This window comes from Cystobacter fuscus, assembly GCF_002305875.1.
Classification (GTDB): Bacteria; Myxococcota; Myxococcia; order Myxococcales; family Myxococcaceae; genus Cystobacter; species Cystobacter fuscus_A.
The window spans coordinates 6,952,605-6,974,037 of the sequence record NZ_CP022098.1 but is presented as its reverse complement, the minus strand read 5'-3'; the positions used below and the strand labels follow the sequence as shown (position 1 = coordinate 6,974,037).

Here is a 21,433-nt window from a genome sequence, read left to right as displayed (position 1 = left end):
AGGAGACCTTGAGCCCGCGAGGTTCGTCGATTCTACCCACCTGGCGCCCCCACGTGTGGGCGCGGTGGAATACCCTGCACCTGTGACTCCTCCTCGTCATTCGCATGCAGCGTCCTCTCATGACCATGATCACTCGCACGGAGAGGCGTGTGGTGGCCATGGGCACGGCCACGGCCATGGTCAACCCCCGAGACCCCCGCCTCGTTCCTTGAAGGAGGAGCGGCGCAAGGACCGCGACCGCCTGCTCGTCGCGCTGGCGCTCACGGGCACCATCGCCGTGGCGGAGGCAGTGGGGGGCTGGCTCACCCGCTCGCTGGCCCTGCTGTCGGACGCGGGTCACATGCTCACCGACATCAGCGCGCTGGGCTTGAGCCTGCTCGCCCTGTGGTTCTCCGGCAAGCCGGCGGATCAGAAGAAGACGTACGGCTACTACCGGATGGAGATCCTCAGCGCGCTGCTCAACGGCGTGCTGCTGCTGGCCATCACCGTGGGCATCGTCCTGGAGGCCTGGGAGCGCTTCCGCTCGCCCACCGAGGTGAACCTGGGGCCCATGGCGGTGGTGGCCACGGTGGGCCTCATCTCCAACCTGCTGGCCCTGAACTTCCTTCACCACACGCACTCGATGAACGTGCGCGGGGCCTTCCTGCACGTGCTGGGCGACACCCTGTCGAGCGTGGGCGTGCTGGTGGGCGCGGGGGTGATGTGGTTGACGGGCTGGTACGCGGTGGACCCGCTCATCTCCGTGCTCATCTCGGTGGTGATCGTGGTGGGGGCGGTACGGCTGGTGCGGGACGCGGTGGACGTGCTGCTCGAGGCCGTGCCCGCGCACGTGGACATGCCCCAGGTCAAGGAGCTGCTGCTCAAGGTGCAGGGCGTGCGCGACGTGCATGACCTGCACGTGTGGACGATCGCCAGCGGGATGTACGCGCTCTCGGCGCACCTCGTGGTGGCGGACCCGAAGGTCAGCAACAACGACGACATCCTCTCGGCGGTGAAGCACGAGCTGCTCGAGCGCTTCAAGATCGATCACACGACGATCCAGATCGAGAGCGAGACCTACGCCCACGTGGGCGAGGTGCACTGAGCCCGGGCTCCGGGGGGGCCGGTACCGGGAGGACCCCAGACATCGGGTCCTCTCGCGGCACCGGCTCCGGTTACCTCACGCCCGGCCGGCAGCCTGGCGTCCGCGGCGGGACACCGCGTCGACCGAGGCGGCCACGAGCAGCACGCTGCCCGTCACCATGAACTTCACCGACGAGGAGAAGGCCAGCAGATCCATGCCGTTGGCGATGGAGCCGATGACCAGCGCGCCGAGCAGCGCGGACCAGGCCGAGCCGCGCCCGCCGAAGAGGCTGGTGCCGCCGATGACCGCCGCGCCGATGGAGTTGAGCAGCACGTCGCCGCTGCCCGAGGACTGATTGACCGCGAGCAGACGCGAGGCGGCGAGCATGCCGCCCGCGGCCGCCAGGGTGGAGCCCATGGCGAAGATGGTGATGCGGATGAACTCCACGCGGATGCCCGCCCGGCGCGCCGCCTCGGCGTTGCCACCCACGGCGAACACGTGACGGCCAAAGCGCGTGTTGCGCAGGAGCAGCTCCAGCGCCGCCACCACGCCCGCGAAGATGAGCGTGGCCAGGGGCAGGCCGCGGTCGCGCGTGAAGATGCTCACCGCCGCCACCACCGCCCCACAGATGATGATCATCCGCAGGGCCACGTTGCGCAGGGGCGCCTGGATGAGCCCCAGCGACGCGCGCCGCCGCCGCTCCAGGAACACGCTGCCCACGTAGATGCCGATGATGAGCGCCGCCACCGCCCACGACATGGGGGTGGAGAAGAACGTCGAGGTCAGCCCGGTGATGACCGGATCGTACAGGTTCACGCTGCCGGTGGAGCCCAGCACGGAGAACAGCGCGCCCTGCCACGCGAGCGAGCCCGCCAGGGTGACCACGAAGGAGGGCACCTTGAAGCGTGTCACCCACGTGCCCTGGAAGGCGCCGATCGCCGTGCCCGTGGCGAGCCCCGCGAGCAGCGCGGGCACCGCCGGCACGTGCATCTTCACGTTGAGGATGGTCATCACCGCGGCGGCCAGGCCGCTCACGGCGCCCGCCGACAGGTCCGTCTCCCCGAGCAGCAGGATGAGGACGATGCCCGCGGAGATCATCCCCATGGCGGAGATCTGCAGCATCAGGTTGGTGAGGTTGATGGCCGACAGGAACCGCTCGTTGGCCAGGTAGAAGATGATCCAGATGGCGCTCAGGCCGATGATGACGGGCAGGCTGCCCAGCTCACCCTGGGAGACGCGGCGGCGGAACCCCGCCCACGCTCCGGCCAGGCCCGGCGCGTCCTGGATCAACCGGGGGTCGATCGCGGATTGATTCACGGAGCTCATGCTTCCTCCATCTTCAGCGTACTGGCGACCTGCGCGGGCCGGGCTCCGGTGATGGCCGCGACGACATCCACTTCCTTCACGTTCTTCACATCGAAGGTGGCCACGCGCTTGCCCAGCCGCATCACGATGATGCGGTCGGCCACCGAGAACACGTCCATCATGTTGTGGCTGATGACGACCACGCCCAGGCCCTGCTCGCGCAGCCGCCGGATGAGATCGAGCACCTGCCGGGTCTGCGCCACGCCGAGCGCCGCGGTGGGCTCGTCCAGGAGCACGACCCGGGGCGAGCCCATCATCGCGCGCGCCACCGCGATGGTCTGCCGCTGACCACCCGACAGCGCCGCCACCTGCGTGCGCACGCTGGGGATGCTCACCGCCAGCGTCTTGAGCAGCGACGAGGCGCGCTGCTCCATGGCCGTCTCATCCAGCCAGCCAAAGGCGTTCCCCTCCTCGTGACCGAGGTAGAGGTTGCCCACCACGTCCAGGTTGTCGCACAGCGCGAGGTCCTGATACACGGTGGCGATTCCGAGCGCCGACGAGCGCTTGGGCGTTCCAAGCGTCACGGGTTTGCCATCGAAGAGGACTTCTCCCTCGTCGATGGGAATGCTGCCCGAGATGATTTTGACAAGGGTTGATTTTCCCGCCCCGTTGTCTCCCACCAGGGCCACGACCTCACCCGGGTGGACCTCGAAGTCCACCTGGCTGAGGGCCTGTACGGCCCCGAATCGCTTGGAGATGTTGCGGAGCGCCAGCAGCGCGGTCGCCGTCATGGGTGCCTCGTGTCCTTACTGCAGCTGCGCCTGCGCACAGGCCGCCTGGAAGGAGCCCTCGCAGATCTGCGCCGTCGTCCAGAAGCCATCGGCCACGATGGTGGACTTGATGTTGTCCTTGGTCACCGCCACCGGCGTGAGCAGCACGGAGGGCACGTCCTTCTGACCGTTGTTGACCTTGCCGTTGACCTTGCCCGCCGCGGGCTGGCCACCGCGCGCGAGCGCCACCGCCAGCTCCGCGGCCGCCTCGGCCTCGGCCTTGATCGCCTTGTACACCGTCATGTACTGCTCACCGGCGACGATGCGCTGGATGCCCGCGAGCTCCGCGTCCTGGCCCGTCACGGGGGGCAGGGGGTTGATGCCCGCGGCCTTCATCGCGGCGATGGCGCCACCCGCGGTGCCGTCGTTGGCGGCGTACACGCCGACGATCTTGTCCTTGCCCAGCTGGGTGATGGCCTGCTCCATCTGCTGCTGCGCCTTGTCCGGGCTCCAGTCCGGCGTGTCGTACTCGGCGCCGATCTTCGCGCCGCTGCCGTCCAGCACGCTGTGCGCGCCGGCCTTGAACATCGCCGCGTTGCTGTCGGTGGGCGAGCCGTTGATGACGACGATGGTGCCGTCCGCCTTGCCGTCCGCCTTGAGCTTGTCCGCGAGCGCCTGGCCCTGGAGCTTGCCCACCTTCTCGTTGTCGAAGGAGATGTAGTAGTCCACGTCCGCCTGGGCGATGAGGCGATCATAGCTGATGACCATCGCCTTGGACTGGCGCGCGCGCCCCACGATGGCCGCCGCGGAAGCCGCGTCCACCGGATCCAGCACCAGCACCTGGGCGCCGTTGGTGATGGCCGCCTCGGCCTGGTTCTGCTGCTTGGCCGCGTCCTGATCCGCGTTGCTGTAGATGACCTCGCACTCGGCGCACAGCTCCTTCACCTTGCGCTCGAAGTGCGGCCGGTCATGCGACTCGTACCGCGACGTCTTGGACTCGGGCAGCAGCAGGGCGATCTTCGCGCCCGCGGGCTTGGCCGGGGCACCGCCGCCAGCCGGGGTGGCCTCTTTGTTGTCCTTGCAGCCCGGAGTCAAGAGCATCAGGGCAGCCAGCGCCGAGGCGCCGAATGGGGGGAAGTAGCGCATGTTCACTTGTGCCTCGTTCTTGTGAAAAAACCGTGTCGGGAGCGACAAAGGCGCGCGCATCCTCCCCGTCCCCTCGGGCCGCTGCAAGTCATAGTCCGATGCCGCAGTGCGGCGTAGGGTTGGGCCATCCGTCCGGAAGTAGACTCTCTCAAAAGTTGATGCTCCCTCCTCGACACTTCCCCTCCCGACGCGCCTTGGCTTTCTGGTTCGTCTGGTTCTCGCTGCTCGCGCTGGCCGCTTGCGCCCGGCTCGCGGACATGCGCAACGTCTTCGCGGGGGAGCACGTGGAGCTGGTCGCCACGGACTCGCACTACTACGTGCGCTACGCCCACCTCCAACAGGCCGCGTTCCCCCGCTTCGCGCCCTTCGATCCGTACATCAACGCCCCCACCGGCGCGGCCATCATCTGGCCGCCCCTGCACACCTGGCTCGTGGCGCTCTTCCTATGGCTCGGCCCCGAGGCCCCCGAGCGCGCCGCCGCCTGGGTGGATCCGGTGGTGTCGCTCTGCGGGTTGGCCCTGTTGTCACTCCTCGTGAGGCGCTGGCGCGGCGAGGCCGTCGCCCTCGGGGTGCTCGCCCTGCTGGCCCTGGTACCGGCGGCGGTGGAGGCGGGGGCGCTCGGCAACGCGGATCACCATGTCCACGAGCCCTTCCTCGCCGCCCTCTGCGCGCTGCTGCTCGGCCAGGCGTTGAAGACGCGCGGCGTCGTGCTCGGTGGCTTGACGGGCGCGGTGCTGGGGCTCGCGCCGCTGCTCACCACCAGCGGCTTCGTGCTGCTGCCGGGTCTCGCCGCCTCGCTGCCCGTCGCCGCGTGGCTCCAGCGCGAGCGGACGGGGGCGGGCGTGGGCCGGGTGGGGCTCGCCCTGGGCCTGGGGACCGCCGGGGTGCTGGCCCTGGGCGTGGTGCTGTTCGGCGAGCCCCGCTCGCTCGCCTACCATGGACTCACTGCCTTCTCGCCCCTGCTCGCCCTGGGGCTGCTGTGCGGGGCCTCGGGGCTGGCCCTGCTCCTGGAGCGCCGCCGCGGCGGGTGGCTGGCGCTTGGCCTCGCCGTGCCGTGTGCCGTGCCGCTCCTGCCGGAGTTGTCCCGGGCCTGGCACCACCTGCGGTTGGGGGATCCACTCCTCGCCGTCGTCATGGAGTCCACGCCGCTGTGGAAGGATCCGGAGTTCGCCGGACAGTTGCTCGGCCCGGTGCTGGTGCTGCTGCCGGTGGGGCTCGTCGCCGCGAGCGCGCGGGCGTGGAAGGAGCGGGACGCGAGCGCCGCGCCCCTGGTGTTCGGTGCGCTCTCACTCGGAGCCGCCGCGCTGCTCCAGGCCCGTTTCACCCAACCCCTGATGGGGTGCGCGGCCCTGTGCATCGCGGTGGGGTGGGAGGGCCTGCTGCGCGGTGCGGCCCCTCGTGCCCGGAGTGTCTCCGCCGCCGCGTTGGGGCTCGCGGGGTTGCCGCTGCTCGCCGGTGCCCTGCCGCACCCGAGACAACCCGATGCCAGTCCCGTTGTCCGTGTGCGCTCCACGATGGTGTGGATGCGCGAGCACACGCCCGAGCCCTCGCCGCCATGGGACGCGAGCGTTCGACCGGCCTGGAGCGTCATCGCGCCCTATGACATGGGGCACCTGCTGGTGCTGTGGGCCGAGCGCCCCGCGGTGGCCACGCCCTTCTCCCAGGTGCCGGTGCACCAGGAGGCCAACGCCCGGGCCAGCGCGGTGCTCGGCGCCACGTCCGAGGAGGAGGCCTATGCGCTCGCGCGGGCGTCGTCCGCGCGCTACCTGCTGCTCACTCCCATGGATGGGGTGCTGGGACGCCCCGAGGTGAAGCTGTCCGAGACGCTCGCGTTCTGGCTGCGGGAGCACGCGGGACTGGCCACGGGGACGTGGGCCGCGAGCACGCGCTTCCGCCTCGTGCATGACTCGGCCGCGTCGCGCCGCCAGCACCCGGATCTGCCCCATGCCCGCGTGTTCGAGGTCGTGCCCGGAGCGGTGCTGCGCGGTCGGTGCGCGCCCGGTGCGTCCGTGACGGCCTCGTTGGAGCTGGAGACGGGGAGGGGAGGGACGCTCCGGTACGAGCCCCGGGCCATCGCGAGTGCGGAGGGGGGCTTCTCCCTGCGCGTGGCCTATCCAACGGACCGGGACACTCGCGAGTCCGATGTGCTCGCCCGGGATGCGTACCGCGTCCAATGTGAGGGGGGCGGAGGCACCGCCCGGGTGTCCGAGCGGGCCGTGCGCGAGGGGCAGGTGGTGGAGGTGGGGGCGTGAGTGGCCGGGCGCCTCGGGAAGGATGGGGAGGCGGATGGAGCCACTCATCGTGACCTTGAAGCTCGACACGGACACCTTCGCCCGTTTCGACCGCCTGTGCCGGGAGCACTTCCCAGCGAAGCTCAACCACCTGTCCGCGCACCTGACGCTGTTCCATCATCTGCCTGGAGAGGAGCGGGCGAAGGTGGAGGCGGACCTGCGCGCGGTGGCGCCCGCGACCGCGGTGGAGTTGCAGGTGACGGGCCTGCGCTCGCTGGGGCGCGGAGTGGCGTTCGAGATGACCTCGCCGCCATTGAATTCCCTGCGCGCGGAGCTGGCCCGGCCGTGGGCACATGGGTTGACACCCCAGGATCGGCAGGGATTCCGTCCGCACGTGACGGTGCAGAACAAGGTCACCCCGGAGGAGGCCCGCGCGTTGAAGGCGTTGCTGACGGCGGACTTCTCGCCCTTCACGGCACGAGGCGAGGGCTTCCAGTTGTGGCGCTACTTGAACGGCCCTTGGGCATTGGAGGCCGAGGTCGCGTTCAGTGTGAAAAGCCCAACCTCCATATACCTTCACAGGCCAAGAGGGTGTTTCTTGATGTGCACACTCATTTGATGTGCGTGCGCGGAAGAACAACGACTACCCCGTGATTCACGGGATTCCTTGCCTGGGGCCGCCACAGTGCCGAGTCTTCGGCTGCCACATGTCAATGCAGGAGCATTCCCGATATGAATTGTCTTGGCCGCGCTGTTTGCCGCACATCATTGAACCGGTTTTTCCCGCTCTCCGCCGCAGTGGTGTTGCTTCTCGGGGCGTGTGGTCTCGCGACAGACACAGTCGCGGATGGAGGGCACGAGCCTGATTTACTGGCAGCTGTTGAAAGCGAATACCTGGTAGGCGACTGGAACGGCGACGGCTTGGACAACCTGGCGGTTCGTTATGGCAATTGCGTCTACATGGACTTCAACTTCGATGGCGTGCACGACCGGCTTCAGTGCTACGGCAATGGTACCTCGGAAGATCAATACCTGGTCGGCGATTGGAATGGCGATAGGTTGGACAACCTGGCGGTTCGTCGTGGCAATTGCGTCTACATGGACTTCAACTTCGATGGCGTGCACGACCGGCTTCAGTGCTACGGCAATGGTACCTCGGAAGATCAATACCTGGTCGGCGACTGGAATGGAGACGGGTTGGACAACCTGGCGGTTCGTCGTGGCAATTGCGTCTACATGGACTTCAACTTCGATGGCGTGCAGGACCGGCTTCAGTGCTACGGCAATGGTACCTCGGAAGATCAATACCTGGTCGGCGACTGGAATGGAGACGGGTTGGACAACCTGGCGGTTCGTCGTGGCAATTGCGTCTACATGGACTTCAACTTCGATGGCGTGCAGGACCGGCTTCAGTGCTACGGCAATGGCGCCTCGGAAGCTCAATACCTGGTCGGCGATTGGAATGGCGATAGGTTGGACAACCTGGCGGTTCGTCGTGGCAATTGCGTCTACATGGACTTCAACTTCGATGGCGTGCAGGACCGGCTTCAGTGCTACGGCAATGGCGCCTCGGAAGCTCAATACCTGGTCGACGATTGGAATGGCGATAGGTTGGACAACCTGGCGGTTCGTCGTAACGATTGTGTCTACAGGGACTTCAACTTCGATGGCGTGCACGACCGGTTGCAGTCAAAGTAACCTCGTCACGCTGCCAATACAATGGTAACCGTTCACCGACTCAGGCAGCGAGCGCGAGCTGAGGTATGGGCGCGGTGAGTTGTTGCGCGAGCAGCGTGTTTTCCACGAAGTTTTCGGCCCAACTATGAGGGGATGGCTCAGGTTCAGTCCCTCTCTTGGAGGGTGTTGAACTGCGGCGAGCAAGCACGGCAGCGGGTCGGATCCACCGGCTCCCGACCCGCTTCGTTTTAGAGGATTTCCACGTACCCTTCCGTGCCATGGACGCGAATCCGCTGCCCATCCTTTATCAGCCTGGTGGCATTTTCCACGCCGACAACCGCCGGTAAGCCATATTCGCGTGCGATGACCGCGCCATGGGTCATCAGCCCACCGACTTCGGTGACCAGACCTTTTATGGATACGAACAACGGTGTCCAGCTCGGGTCGGTGAAGGCGGTGACCAGGATATCTCCCTCTTCCAGCACGGCGTCTTCCACGTTCAAGACGACACGCGCGCGTCCCTCCGCAATGCCGGAAGAAACGGGGAGACCGACAATCGCTCCGGCCGGGAGATTGTCTCGTTTGTATTCACCTGCGATGATCTCGCCATCGGACGTGATGACGCGCGGCGGCGTCAGTTTTTCATACAACGTGTGCTCGTCTTTTCGTCTGCTGATGAGCTGGTCGTCCAGTTCATGTGTGCGCACGACGTCGCGAAGCTCTTCGAAGGTGAGATAGTATATGTCTTCCTTTTCTTGAATGACGTTGGCTCGCACGAGTCGTTCGGCTTCTTTCAGCAAGGCCTGCTTGTAGACGAAGTAGCGACTGATCATGCCGTATTTGGGATATTCACGGTAGCCGATGAAATTCCGGACCAGGCTGATTATTTGCTTTGTCTGTTCGGCTTTCCGTTCACCATCCGGTAGTTGCTTCAATCGTTCCAACAACTCTTGTTCTTTTTTCAAGGCCGCCTGTCGGCCTTGTTCGAATTTCTGACTGCCGGCACCGAGTGCGAAGTTTTTGATGTTCCCGAGAATCATGGGGATGAGCGTCGTTGGTTTTTCGCGCCAACGAGGTCTCGTGATATCGATTTCTCCAGCACACCGCATTCCATACTTATCGAGATAGGCATGGATGGCGTCTCGGGCTTCGTGTCCACCCTTGAGCTTGACCAGTTCATCCAAAAAATCATCGTCTTTTACATGTTGAATATATTCGAACACTTCCGGATGAGGGCGAATCACGTCTGCGACATCCAGTAGCGCCAGCCCCATTTCCGAAGTGATGTTGTTTGGTACGGATTGAGAAAGCGTGTCTGCCACGCCTTTTTCATCCAACCACTTCTCGATGTTTTCATTGATCCATGCCGAAGCATCCATGGCGGTCATGAACACGGCCGAACTCCGGGGATCAAATAAAATCCTCTTCAGCTCCTGAATATCTTCTTGGATGAAATCCAGCAGTTCAGAGCCTGATTTCGTTTGGATGTTTCGTTTCAATGCGTCTATCGATGTCTGATTGTTCTCAATCAAATCAGAAACGATTTTTGGATCGTTTTCGATTCGCGGATGAAACTCCGAAGACGGCGTGCCTTTATTGTTCTTGCTGGAGTTCTGTTCTTTCTTGTCATCTGGCGACGATTTGATGAAATCGCGTCGCTCGATGATGGTCGTGAGTGCATCTTTTATGAGCGGGTCGTGTTTTCCCATGACCTCCAGCAACATTTCTCTGCCGGCGGGTGAAGCCAGATTGTTGGTGACATCAACGAACAACCTTCCGCCAGCTTTGTACATGGGGCGGAAAGCCGTTGACTGGAACAATGAAATCCCCAATGGCTTCATGGGATCGGTCATCATTTGCTGATGGCCGACAGACACATAAACGTGACTGTCTTGATCGTTCGCTTCCGGGATGGGATATAAGGTGGTGATTGGCCGACTCTGAACCAGGTGGAATTCATCGCCAACCAGGCACCATTCGATGTCCTGAGGGCAGCCGAAGTGTTCTTCGATCTTTCGGCCCATGCGCGCGAGCTGCAAGATCTGCTCATCCGTCAGCACTTGCCTGTTCTGCCGCTCAGGCTCGATCGCCAGTTCTTTCGTGCCGCCACCGTTCGAGGCATGAATGGCCAGCTTCTTGGTGGAGACCTTCTTGCCGATGAGCTCGCCGTCACGCACTTTGTAGATATCGGCATTGACCAGGCCGGAGACCAGGGCCTCGCCGAGTCCGAAGCCGGCATCGATGGATGACACCTTCCGATTGGACGTGACGGGATCGGCCGTGAACAGGATCCCTGCCGCCTGCGGGAAGACCATCTTCTGCACAACCACGGACAGGTGGACCTTGCGATGGTCGAAGCCGTTCTGAAGGCGGTAGGTGACGGCCCGCTCGGTGAACAGCGATGCCCAGCACTTGCTGATGTGCGCGAGGATGGCCTTCTTTCCGATGATGTTCAAATACGTATCTTGCTGGCCCGCGAAGGAGGCCGTCGGTAAATCCTCCGCGGTTGCGCTGGAGCGGATGGCGTAGGCATTTTCTTCTCCCAGTCTGGAGAGAAAGCGCGTGATGTCTTCGAGGATATCTTCAGGGATGGCACCCCCTTCGATGGCGCTGCGGATTTCACCGCTCAGTTTACCGATCTTGCCCCGGTCTTCCGCCTTCAGAAGCGACAACTGATCAAGTAGATCGCCGATCGACGGTATTTCCCCGATAATTCGTTTGAAGGCTTCGGTGGAAATGCAAAAGCCATCCGGCACGCGGATTCCTTCGATCTTGGAAAGTTCCCCCAGGTTGGCGCCTTTACCTCCGACAACCATGCGCTTCGTTTTGTCCAGATCCTGAAAACCAAGCACATATGAACCCATATGTTCGCGCCTCCAATTCCCGTGAAATCCGGCTTCGGCGGCCGATCATGCGGGACGACCCCGTCTTACGGCAAGCCCCTCCCTCAGCGGTGCCGTCCCAACCTCTCCTCGGGTTCGATTTTCGTGCTTCAGGGATGGCTGGATTGGGGCAATCGGTCTCGCTTCTTTGCAGTGGGAAGATAGCATTTACCTTGGTACTCCGCCGCCTGGAGCTCCGTGCACGGTGGTTTCCAGGCGAGTTCCACCCAGCAGCCACCATTGATCTCCACTTCGCCCACCTTGGGCCTACAAGGCGCCGTTGCCTGATCCTTGAATGGCTTCGAGGGCAATGGGTATGCGATAGGTTTCTCGTCCAGTTCATCGGCGTTGGCCAGACGGGGTGCATTGACCTCCGAGGAGTTGATCGGCATCGGAGCGGACATGGTCTGTACCCGCGTGCCTCCAGTATCCTTCGCCTCGCGGAACCAGAACCCCAGGGTGACCACGGCCAATCCCGCGACCGCCAACCCCCTCCAGGAACTCCCGAGGCGGCGAGCGCGTCCCGCCCATCGCTTGATGAATCCCGCCGAGCCTCGTGCGAGGTGGGCTTGGACCTGGGCGCTGTTCTCCACGCGTTCCACCGAGGCCGCCATCAGGACGAGGATGTTGGCCAGTTCCGACACTGTTGCCGGTGAGGGCGCCTGCTTGACCTCCAAAGTCACCCGGGTGGGTGTCGGTCGACACGTGAGGAGCACCCGCCATGGCCCCTCGGGCTGCCAGTCCACGTGCTCCCCCAGCCGCAGCATCAAGGCCGCTGTCCCCGTGCCCACATGCCGTGCCTCGTAGAGGAGGCCCAGGTCCGGCCCCACCTCTTCGCACCTCCTGACGAGGTGGAAGGGTCCCATCCAACCGCCCGTGATGCGCTGCTCGTCCGCCACGTGTCCTCCTTACTTTGGAAGTAGGCACGTCGTAGCAGATCAGTTGACGTGACTCAAGAGGTCATGGCGCGAGGTTATCCGGAGAGGTCATGTCGCGTGGCTACCCCGGGTCGAGAGCCCAGGTACCTTCTTCCCATCGCTTGAGTGCTTGCTGTGCGCAGAAGGGGATCATGCCTTGACCTTTTGCGGCTTCCTCCAGAACCGCTTTGGCCTCGGTGGTCCGATAGCGGAGCAGATGCGCGGCGGCCATGACGCGCACGTCCATGCGTTCATGCTTGAGCAGTATGAGGAGCGCATCACGCCCGGCATTGCCTTGCGCTAGGATCTTGTCGACTGCGGCTCCGTACTTCCTGGCGTGTTTGTTCCCGGTTTTAGAGTCTCCTCGCCAGATGGCCTCGGTCTGCGCGGCCACGTTCAGAGCAAACTGTTCAACCAGTTCCTCTAACTTCATCACCACAACCCCTTTTTGATGTTCTCGATGGCCAACAAACCGAATTCGCGCTGGGCTTCATAGGACTGCGTGCTCAACCACTTTCGCACGGTCAATGGTGAGCCTGTAATATCGCGGCGAACCGCCGAGTAGAACGAACTGATGCGGGTGTGGAGGTTCTTGTCCAGTGGAATGATGTTCTCGGTGTTGTGAAAGGCCTTGGCTCCGAAGCGCTTCACGTTGCCTGGGGTCTGCTCGACGATGTGGTGCCACTCTTTTCCTGGGCCCGCCGGGCCCATGGCCTTCTTGAAGCCGCTGAACGAGCCCCACGCCCTGAAGCCGCTGGTAGGCGCCTTGGCCGCGGCGCCACTCATGGCCCGAGCCGTCATGGCGACCGCACCAGGAGCGAGGGCGACGGAGACTGCCTCCGCGCTCACGGCCACTGTCTCCACTTGCCCCACGGCCGAGAGACGGATGCCCATCTGCGTCTCCGCCTGCACCGCCGCCTGCATCGCACCTGGCAGTTTCGGCACCTTCGCGGCCAGCCCCGGCGCCGTGTTGCCCATGGCCGCCATGGCCAGCATGGCGAATGCTCGTGCCGCGTTCCGGCCCATCCTCTTGCCGTAGCGCTCCCCCGCCGCACGCAGCTCGTTGAACGTGGTGGCTCGGTCTGCTTCCTCCATCAGCCATTTGAAGCCGACGACGAGGCCCCAGAATGTATCCACCCCCACATAGGAAATGATCGTGGCGGTCATCACCGCCGCGAGGCCCTTGGAGACCGTCACGTCGGGAATGGCAATGAGGACCATGTACGTCGTCCAGGTCCAGAGCACCGCCGCCACCATGGCGTGGGGATCGGCCATGTCCTTGAATGCTTCCAGCATCTCGTCCAGCACGGCTCCCTTGGCGAAGGCCAGGGCCAGAGCGAAACGACCATCCCCGTTGAGGGTGGGGCTTTCCGTCAGCAGGCGCAGGCAGTCCCCAGGTCTGCCAGTGCGCTCGCACCAGCGCAGGTAGGTGCATGTCAACTCGTCCTTTGCTGTCGACTCCCCTTCGAGGTGCTCGTCCGGCTCATGCGGAGTGATGCGGCGGTGGCGTGCCTCGTACGTGTACGAACCGCTCCGGGCCTCCACCTCGAACAAACGCCGGGCAGCTTCCTGGGGTCGAGTGGGCGGTGGCATGTCCCGGACAAGCTTCTCCGCGGCTTCCTTGAACTCCTTGTCGTCCAGTTCCACTGGCTCGGCGACGGAGTGCGGGGTGAAGACGAGGGGGTCGGTCTGGTCCGTGTCCAGGCGCACGGCCCGGGAGGTGGTCTCACACCCGACGAGGAGCAGCATCAACAAGGCCGTGCAACACCGCTTCATGTTCATGGACAGGCCTCCTGGCCTCGCCATCCTCCCTTGAATTCCGGCCCCCGGGTGCAACCCCGGGCCTCTCCCCCTGTCCGGCGGTGAACCGGACCCTCGTACGGGCGTACGGGTGCGGGGCTGAACGGAAGCGCTACGGGAATGTTGCAGCGGACCCGGGGGAAGATGATTCTGCGCGCCGGATGAACGTGCTCGACAAGGTACTGACGTTGCGGCCGACGAGCGTGGTGAGCCGGCTGGGCCCCGCCTCGCGGCTGCCCGTGCTGAGCCCCCGCGAACTCACCCAGGCGCTGGACAACGCCCCGGCGGCGCTGCCGTGCCTGCCCGTGCCCGCGCGGCCCATGTTGCCCGGCCTGCTCGCCGCCGCCCGGAGCGAGGACGCGGTGCTGGGGCTCGTGTGCCCTCATCCCCTCGCGGACCGGGGCGCCGCCGAGCGCTTCGTGGCGGCCGTGCAGGAGGTGGCCGAGGCCGATGGTCACGCGCGCCCGCTCTTCCTCCAGGCCGGGCCGGTGCGGGTGCCCGGCACCGCTCCCTCCAGCCTGGCGCCCGTGCAGGGCGGCCTCTTCCGGCTCGTGGACACTGGTTTCTCCCTGGTCGCGCTGGACGTGTCGCGGCTGCCCGCCATCGCCGCGGTGGAGGCGGTGCTCCGGCTGTCGGAGACGCTGGTCGAGCGCGAGTTCGCCCTGGAAGTCTCCCTGCCGGGTGGCCCCGAGGGCGAGGAGCTGGAGGGCGCGCGCATCCTCCTGGAGGGGCTCGCGCCGCGGATGCCGGGCCTGCGCTTCCTGCGCGTCTCCGAGTCGGTGCTCGGCGACGAGGTGCAGGACGTGCAGTTCCTGCGCTCCCTGGTGGAGCTGGCCGGGCTGTACGGGATGGGCATCTCCGTGGGCGAGGCGGGGCGGCGCTCGACGCGGGTGCTGCCCACCTACGTGGCGGTGGGAGTGAAGAAGGTGGAGTGCGCGGCGCCCTTCGAGCGGCTGGCGCTGACCGCCTGGCCCGCGGAGCGCGAGGGCCTGGAACAGAAGGCCCAGAAGGCCGGACTGACGCCGGGGGAACTGCTGGGGGTGCTGGGTGGACAACTGTCACCGTTGGAGCCCGCGGACGCCTCGCGGCTCGAGGCGCTCACGTTCGCCGAGGCTTCCGAGGTATTGGAGTCCCTGGGCGCGAGCCGGACGGGCTGGAGATCCATGCTCTTCCTCGCGGAGAACCGGGGAGATTGATGCGGATCGTTGCGGGCAGTGCGAAGGGACGGGCCCTGGCGGGCCCCAAGGCGACCTCCAAACATATCCGCCCCACGGCGGATCGCGTGCGCGAGACGCTCTTCAACGTGCTCGGCCAGTGGTTGGAAGGGCAGCGGGTGTTGGACCTGTACGCCGGGACGGGGGCGCTGGGCCTGGAGGCCGTGTCGCGCGGGGCCAAGGGCGTGGTGCTGGTGGACTCGGACCGCGAGGCCCTGGCGCTGTGCCGCGCCAACACCGACACCCTGGGCTTCGCGGCCCGGGTGGAGGTGCTCGCCCAGCCGGTGGCGCGCGCCCTGGAGACGCTCGGCCGCAGGGGAGACCGCTTCCAGCTCATCTTCGCCGACCCGCCCTACGCGGCGCGTGTGGTGGAGACGGTGCTGGAGGGACTCTCGGCCCACCAACTACTCGCCGAGGGGGGCACCGTGGTCATCGAGCACGACAAGCGCGAGCCCGCGCCCGAGGCCCACGCGGGCTTCACCCAGGTGGATCAGCGCCGGTTCGGCGACACTTTGGTGAGCCTGTTCCGCGTTGCTTGACCCGTTGCCGGGGTGCGTCGAGACTGCGCCGACATGCGTATCGCCATCTATCCTGGCTCGTTCGATCCACTGACCAACGGGCATCTGAGCATCATCCATCGTGCGCTGCAGATGTTCGATCGGGTGATCGTCGCCGTGGCGGTGAACCCGAAGAAGACACCGCTGTTCACCGAGGAGGAGCGCAAGGCGCTCATCCGCGAGGCCTGTCCGGACCCGCGCGTGGAGGTGGATGCCTTCCATGGCCTGCTGGTGGAGTACGCCAAGGCGCGTGGGGTGAACGTGCTGCTGCGCGGCCTGCGGGCCGTGTCGGACTTCGAATACGAGTTCCAGCTCGCGAACATGAACCGCAAGCTCGCCCCCGGCGTGGAGACGGTCTTCATGATGACGGGCGAGGACTATTTCTACGTGTCGTCGAACCTGGTGCGCGAGGTGGCGCTGTTCGGCGGAGACGTGGAGGGGCTGGTGCCTCCCGGGGTCTTCCAGGCCCTGCGCGCCAAGTACACGAAGAAGTAGGGCAGGGTGCCCACCGCCGTTGTCTCCACCGTTTTCTCTTTCTCTTCCCAGGTCGATCATGAACCTCGCGAACCGGCTCAAGGCCATCAAACCGTCCCCCACGCTCGCCCTCACCGCGAAGGCCAAGGCGCTGGTGGCCCAGGGCGTGGACGTGGTGAACTTCGCCGCGGGCGAGCCCGACTTCGACACGCCCGACTTCATCAAGCAGGCGGCGATCGATGCCCTCGGCAAGGGCTTCACCAAGTACACGCCCACCGCGGGCATCCCCGAGCTGCGTGAGGCCATCTGCGCCAAGCTCGAGCGCGACAACCACCTCACCTTCGCGCCGGATCAGGTGCTGGTGTCGGTGGGCGCCAAGCACTCGCTCTACAACATCTTCCAGGCGCTCTTGAACGAGGGGGACGAGGTCATCATCCTGTCGCCCTTCTGGGTGAGCTATCCGGAGATGGTGCAGCTGGCCGGGGGCAAGCCCGTCATCATCGAGACGCGCGAGGAGGACGGCTTCGCGCCGGACCCCGAGGTCATCCGCAAGGCGCTCTCGCCGCGCACCAAGGCGCTCATCATCAACAGCCCGAGCAACCCCTCCGGCGTGGTGTTGTCGCGCGACACGCTCGCGAAGATCGCCGACGCGGTGCGCGGGCATGAGTGTCTGCTGGTGAGCGACGACATCTACGAGAAGCTGCTCTACACGGGCGAGTTCGCCAACATCGGCAACGTGGCGCCGGATCTGGTGTCGCGCCTGGTCGTCGTCAACGGCATGAGCAAGGCGTTCTCCATGACGGGCTGGCGCCTGGGGTACGCGGCGGGGCCCAAGTGGCTCATCTCCGGCATGCAGATGGTCCAGGATCAGTCCACGTCCAACCCCTCGTCCTTCTCGCAGAAGGCCGCGGTGGCGGCGCTCAAGGGGCCCGAGTCCATCTTCGAGCCCATGGTGAAGGAGTACCGGGCGCGGCGGGACATGGTGGTGGAGCTGCTCAACTCGTTCGAGGGGGTGCGCTGCCGCTCGCCCGAGGGTGCCTTCTACGTGCTGCCCAACATCTCGGGACTGTATGGGCGCTCGTACAAGGGCACGCCGCTGCAGGGCTCGCTCCAGGTGTCGGAGATCCTCCTCAACGACTTCCGGGTCGCCGCGGTGCCAGGCGCGCCCTTCGGCGTGGACGCGAACATCCGCGTGAGCTTCGCCACCTCGCGCGAGCAGTTGCGCAAGGGTCTGGAGCGCATCCGGGAGTTCACCGCCTCCGTGCGCTGAGGCGGCCCCCCCGCTGGCTCCCTCGGCTGGAACCGGGGTGCACGGCGGGGATACTCCCCGTATGAGGGCGGCCGCCTGGCTTCAGTCCGTGTAGGCGAACGCCTTCCAGCCCTCATCGGTTTGCCGGTAGAGGATGACCGCCGCGTGCCCCGACAGGTTGGCCACGGCGGCGTACACCTCGGTCCCCCGCGGGATGATGGCGCCCAGCCGGGCGGGGGGCTTGCCGTACTTCCTCTCCAGCTCCGCGTAGGGCAGCACCTCGATGTCGTACAGGGTGACCAGGTCCGTGCGCTTGTTGCGCAGCTCCTTCACCCACGTGGCCACCAGGGGCTCGGGCGCGTCGAACCGCCGCTCCTCCAGTTGGAAGGGGAAGGCCAGGTACCCCACACAGCCCCGGACATCCCCGGCGAGCAGGGAGTCCACCAGCGCGTGCGCGTCCTTGCGAATGCGCTCCGGCTCGCTACCGGTCCGTGACGTGGGCCGCGGCGCGGGCGCCTCCTCGGCGGGAGCGGAGGGGGGAGCCGGAGTAGGAGTGGGGGCCGGAGCGGGGGCCTCGGCTCGGGTCCGGGAGCGACGGCGAGAGGGCCGGGTGCCCTCGGTGGTGGGCGGAGGGGAGTCGGCAGCCTCGGCGGCGGGCGCCTGGGCGGGCGGGGCCTCGGTGGGCGGGTTTTCCTGGGAGAGGGCGGGAGCGGCGGACAGCAGCAGGAGCAGGGACCAGCGGCGCATGGGACCTCACGAGAATCAGTGCCGAGCCTACCAGAGGCCGGCGGGGGACCGACCCCTTCACACGAGTTCGTGCAAGCGCGGGCGAACGTGCTATGGGCCCCCCCTCGATGCCTAAGCGAAATGATATCCGGAAGGTTCTCGTCATTGGCTCGGGCCCGATCGTCATCGGGCAGGCGTGCGAGTTCGACTACTCAGGGACCCAGGCCATCAAGGCGTTGCGCGAGGAGGGCGTCGAGGTCGTCCTGCTCAACAGCAACCCGGCCACGGTGATGACGGACCCCGAGTTCGCTCACCGGACGTACATCGAGCCCATCACCGTCGAGGTCGCCGAGCGCATCCTCGCCCAGGAGCGTCCCGACTCGGTGCTGCCCACCATGGGTGGCCAGACGGCGCTCAACCTCGCCAAGGCGCTCGCCGAGCAGGGGATCCTGGAGAAGTACGGCGTGCGGCTCATCGGCGCGTCGCTCGAGGCCATCAACAAGGCCGAGGACCGGCAGCTCTTCAAGGCGGCCATGCAGAAGATCGGCGTGGCACTGCCCAAGAGCGGCTACGCGACGAACATGCAGGAGGCGCTCGCCCTCATCGACGAGGTGGGCTTTCCCACCATCATCCGCCCCTCGTTCACCCTGGGCGGCACCGGCGGCGGCATCGCCTACAACCGCGAGGAGTTCGAGGCCATCTGCCGCTCGGGCCTCAAGGCGAGCCCCAACTCCACCATCCTCGTCGAGGAGAGCGTGCTCGGCTGGAAGGAGTACGAGCTGGAGGTGGTGCGCGACTCGGCGGACAACGTCATCATCATCTGCTCCATCGAGAACCTGGATCCGATGGGCGTGCACACCGGCGACTCCATCACCGTGGCCCCGGCGCAGACGCTCACGGACCGCGAATACCAGCGGCTGCGCGAGGCGTCCCTGCGCATCATCCGGGAGATTGGCGTCGACACGGGCGGCAGCAACATCCAGTTCGGCGTGAACCCCAAGGATGGCCGCATCGTGGTCATCGAGATGAACCCGCGCGTGTCGCGCTCCAGCGCGCTCGCGTCCAAGGCGACGGGCTACCCCATCGCCAAGGTGGCCGCGAAGCTGGCGCTGGGCTACACGCTGGACGAGCTGCGCAACGACATCACCCGCGACACCCCGGCCTCCTTCGAGCCCACGCTGGACTACGTGGTGGTGAAGGTGCCGCGCTTCAACTTCGAGAAGTTCCCCCACGCCGACCGCACCCTCACCACCAGCATGCGCGCGGTGGGCGAGGTGATGGCCATGGGCCGCACCTTCCGCGAGGCCTACCTCAAGGCCATGCGCTCCATGGAGTCGGGCCGCACGGGCCTGGAAGCGCCCGAGCTGCCCACGGAGAAGGAGGAGCGGCGCAAGGTGCTGCGCGACTACGTGCGCGTGCCCCGTCCCGAGCGCCCCATCTACGTGGCCCAGGCCTTCCGCGAGGGGATGAGCGTGGAGGACGTGCACGAGCTGTCCGCCATCGATCCCTGGTTCCTGCGCCACATCCAGGGCCTCGTCCGGGAGGCCGAGTCCATCCAGGCGCTCGGCGGGCTGGACAAGCTGCCGGATGACACGCTGCGCGCGGCCAAGGCGGATGGCCTCTCCGACAAGTACCTCGCCCAGTTGCTCGGGTGCACCGAGGCGGAGGTGCGCGCGCGCCGGCACGCCAAGGGCATCCGGCCCGTGTACAAGCGCGTGGACACCTGCGCCGCCGAGTTCGAGGCGTACACGCCCTACCTGTACTCCACCTACGAGGAGGAGGACGAGGCGCCCCCCACGGCGCGCCAGAAGGTGCTCATCCTGGGCAGTGGCCCCATCCGCATCGGCCAGGGCATCGAGTTCGACTACTGCTGCGTGCACGCGGCGTTCGCGCTGCGCTCGGCCGGGTACGAGACGGTGATGGTCAACTGCAACCCGGAGACGGTGTCCACCGACTACGACACGTCGGACCGGCTGTACTTCGAGCCGCTCACCATCGAGGACGTGCTCGAGGTGTCCCAGCGCGAGAAGCCCGTGGGCGCCATCGTCCAGTTCGGCGGCCAGACGCCGCTGCGCCTGTCGGTGCCCCTGGAGAAGGCGGGCCTGCCCATCCTCGGCACGTCCCCGGACGCCATCGACCGCGCCGAGGACCGCGAGCGCTTCGCGCAGCTGATCGAGAAGCTGGGCCTCACCCAGCCGGAGAACGGCGTCGCGCGCAGCCACGAGGAGGCCTACAAGGTCGCCCAGCGCATCGGCTACCCGGTCATGGTGCGCCCCTCCTACGTGCTCGGCGGCCGGGCCATGGAGGTCGTCTACGATCAGCAGAGCCTCGAGCGCTACATGCGCGAGGCGGTGAGTGCCTCGCCCGAGCACCCGGTGCTCATCGATCGCTTCCTCAAGGAGGCCATCGAGGTGGACCTGGACCTCGTCGCCGACCGCACCGGCGCGGTGCTGGTGGGCGGGGTGCTCGAGCACGTGGAGGAGGCGGGGGTGCACTCGGGTGACGCGGCGTGCACGCTGCCCCCGCACTCGCTGTCGCCGGACCTGGTCGAGCGCATGAAGGATCAGGCCATCGCCCTGGCGCGCGAGCTCGGGGTGGTGGGGCTGATGAACGTGCAGTTCGCCATCCAGGGGAAGACCATCTACGTGCTGGAGGTCAACCCGCGCGCGAGCCGCACCGTGCCCTTCATCTCCAAGGCGACGGGCGTGGCGCTCGCGAAGATCGCCAGCCTGTGCATGGTGGGCAAGACGCTCGCGGAGCTGGGCGCCACGAGCATTCCCGAGTTCAAGCACGTGGCCGTCAAGGAGTCCGTGTTCCCCTTCGCGCGCTTCGCCGGCGTGGACGTCATCCTCGGTCCGGAGATGAAGTCCACGGGCGAGGTGATGGGCATCGCCGCGGACTTCCCGTCGGCGTTCGCCAAGAGCCAGCAGGCCGCGGGCGTGAAGCTGCCCCGGAGCGGCAAGATCTTCATCTCCGTGCGCAACGACGACAAGCCGGCGGTGGTGGACCTGGCGCGGCGCCTGCGCGCGCTCGGCTTCAAGCTGGTGACCACGGGCGGCACCCACGACTACCTGGCGGCCAAGGGCATCGAGACGGAGAAGGTGCTCAAGGTGGCCGAGGGCCGTCCGCACATCGTGGACAAGATCGTCGACGGGCAGATCGTCCTGGTCATCAACACCACGTTCGGCAAGCAGGAGATCTCCGACAGCTTCTCCATCCGCCGCGAGGCGCTGATGCACAGCGTGCCGTACTTCACGACCGTGCAGGCGGCCCGCATGGCCGTGGGCGCCATGGAGTCGTTGATCCACACCGAGCAGAGCGTCAAGCCGCTCCAGGACTACCTCGGCGCGAGCGCGAAGTAGTCCGCGCGCTCGGGGCCGTCGCGGCAGAGGTGGCGGCCAACAAGCGGGGGAAGAGCCGGT

17 protein-coding genes are annotated in these 21,433 nt (G+C 66.2%); 9 read left to right on the top strand and 8 right to left on the bottom strand.

Annotated elements, in window-relative coordinates; genetic code table 11:
- The first annotated feature begins 82 nt into the window (after positions 1–82).
- Positions 83–1,084 (top strand): cation diffusion facilitator family transporter, encoded by a 1,002-nt coding sequence (locus tag CYFUS_RS28330; protein ID WP_198316131.1) that lies wholly within the window; start codon positions 83–85, stop codon positions 1,082–1,084.
- A 75-nt stretch (positions 1,085–1,159) separates the two neighbouring features.
- Here the strand turns inward: CYFUS_RS28330 and CYFUS_RS28325 are convergent, their stop codons facing one another.
- Genes CYFUS_RS28325 through CYFUS_RS28315 form a run of 3 tightly spaced genes read right to left on the bottom strand, consistent with a single transcriptional unit; the run spans position 1,160 to position 4,284 of the window.
- A complete protein-coding gene (locus CYFUS_RS28325; RefSeq protein ID WP_095988064.1) occupies positions 1,160–2,389 on the bottom strand; it encodes a sugar ABC transporter permease in 1,230 nt (409 codons plus the stop codon).
- A complete protein-coding gene (locus CYFUS_RS28320; protein WP_071901987.1) occupies positions 2,386–3,159 on the bottom strand; it encodes an ATP-binding cassette domain-containing protein in 774 nt (257 codons plus the stop codon). Before CYFUS_RS28320 ends, CYFUS_RS28325 begins: the two co-directional genes overlap by 4 nt.
- A 15-nt stretch (positions 3,160–3,174) precedes the next feature.
- Positions 3,175–4,284: a sugar ABC transporter substrate-binding protein gene (locus CYFUS_RS28315; RefSeq protein WP_095992275.1), complete on the bottom strand. Its 1,110-nt coding sequence runs from the start codon at positions 4,282–4,284 to the stop codon at positions 3,175–3,177.
- 194 nt (positions 4,285–4,478) lie between these two features.
- Between CYFUS_RS28315 and CYFUS_RS28310 the strand changes: the two genes are divergently transcribed.
- The 3 genes from CYFUS_RS28310 to CYFUS_RS28300 all read left to right on the top strand — a co-directional run bounded on the left by CYFUS_RS28310 (position 4,479) and on the right by CYFUS_RS28300 (position 8,213).
- Complete coding sequence (locus tag CYFUS_RS28310; RefSeq protein WP_232536855.1) at positions 4,479–6,536, top strand: STT3 domain-containing protein; 2,058 nt, start codon at positions 4,479–4,481, stop codon at positions 6,534–6,536.
- Between the two features lie 49 nt (positions 6,537–6,585).
- Positions 6,586–7,134, top strand: coding sequence for a 2'-5' RNA ligase family protein (locus CYFUS_RS28305; RefSeq protein WP_232536854.1), 549 nt, complete (start codon positions 6,586–6,588; stop codon positions 7,132–7,134).
- A 113-nt stretch (positions 7,135–7,247) separates the two neighbouring features.
- Positions 7,248–8,213, top strand: a complete 966-nt coding sequence (locus CYFUS_RS28300; protein ID WP_157758703.1) for a hypothetical protein — start codon at positions 7,248–7,250, stop codon at positions 8,211–8,213.
- Between the two features lie 227 nt (positions 8,214–8,440).
- Here CYFUS_RS28300 and ppsA read toward each other — a convergent pair whose 3' ends face one another.
- From ppsA to CYFUS_RS28280, 4 genes are all read right to left on the bottom strand, one after another.
- On the bottom strand, positions 8,441–11,056 hold the full coding sequence (gene ppsA / locus CYFUS_RS28295) for a phosphoenolpyruvate synthase (RefSeq protein ID WP_095988060.1): 2,616 nt from the start codon (positions 11,054–11,056) through the stop codon (positions 8,441–8,443).
- A gap of 128 nt (positions 11,057–11,184) precedes the next feature.
- On the bottom strand, positions 11,185–11,841 hold the full coding sequence (locus CYFUS_RS28290; RefSeq protein ID WP_232537837.1) for a hypothetical protein: 657 nt from the start codon (positions 11,839–11,841) through the stop codon (positions 11,185–11,187).
- A gap of 232 nt (positions 11,842–12,073) precedes the next feature.
- Complete coding sequence (locus CYFUS_RS28285; RefSeq protein WP_095988058.1) at positions 12,074–12,424, bottom strand: DUF2019 domain-containing protein; 351 nt, start codon at positions 12,422–12,424, stop codon at positions 12,074–12,076.
- On the bottom strand, positions 12,424–13,767 hold the full coding sequence (locus CYFUS_RS28280; protein ID WP_095992274.1) for a hypothetical protein: 1,344 nt from the start codon (positions 13,765–13,767) through the stop codon (positions 12,424–12,426). The genes CYFUS_RS28285 and CYFUS_RS28280 overlap by 1 nt, the downstream gene beginning before the upstream one ends.
- A gap of 185 nt (positions 13,768–13,952) precedes the next feature.
- Here CYFUS_RS28280 and CYFUS_RS28275 point away from each other — a divergent pair, with 185 nt between their 5' ends.
- Genes CYFUS_RS28275 through CYFUS_RS28260 form a run of 4 tightly spaced genes read left to right on the top strand, consistent with a single transcriptional unit; the run spans position 13,953 to position 17,306 of the window.
- A complete protein-coding gene (locus tag CYFUS_RS28275; RefSeq protein WP_095988057.1) occupies positions 13,953–14,987 on the top strand; it encodes a hypothetical protein in 1,035 nt (344 codons plus the stop codon).
- The gene (rsmD, locus tag CYFUS_RS28270; protein WP_095988056.1) at positions 14,987–15,544 is read left to right on the top strand and encodes a 16S rRNA (guanine(966)-N(2))-methyltransferase RsmD; all 558 of its coding nucleotides are present in this window, start codon (positions 14,987–14,989) and stop codon (positions 15,542–15,544) included. The genes CYFUS_RS28275 and rsmD overlap by 1 nt, the downstream gene beginning before the upstream one ends.
- Positions 15,545–15,577: 33 nt before the next feature.
- A complete protein-coding gene (gene coaD / locus CYFUS_RS28265; protein WP_071901979.1) occupies positions 15,578–16,057 on the top strand; it encodes a pantetheine-phosphate adenylyltransferase in 480 nt (159 codons plus the stop codon).
- Between the two features lie 58 nt (positions 16,058–16,115).
- Positions 16,116–17,306, top strand: coding sequence for a pyridoxal phosphate-dependent aminotransferase (locus CYFUS_RS28260; RefSeq protein ID WP_095988055.1), 1,191 nt, complete (start codon positions 16,116–16,118; stop codon positions 17,304–17,306).
- Between the two features lie 81 nt (positions 17,307–17,387).
- Here CYFUS_RS28260 and CYFUS_RS28255 read toward each other — a convergent pair whose 3' ends face one another.
- Positions 17,388–18,032 carry a hypothetical protein gene (locus CYFUS_RS28255; protein ID WP_095988054.1) on the bottom strand — a complete coding sequence of 215 codons (645 nt, stop codon included), beginning with the start codon at positions 18,030–18,032 and terminating at the stop codon, positions 17,388–17,390.
- Between the two features lie 107 nt (positions 18,033–18,139).
- Between CYFUS_RS28255 and carB the strand changes: the two genes are divergently transcribed.
- A complete protein-coding gene (carB, locus tag CYFUS_RS28250; protein WP_095992273.1) occupies positions 18,140–21,373 on the top strand; it encodes a carbamoyl-phosphate synthase large subunit in 3,234 nt (1,077 codons plus the stop codon).
- Positions 21,374–21,433: the final 60 nt, after the last annotated feature.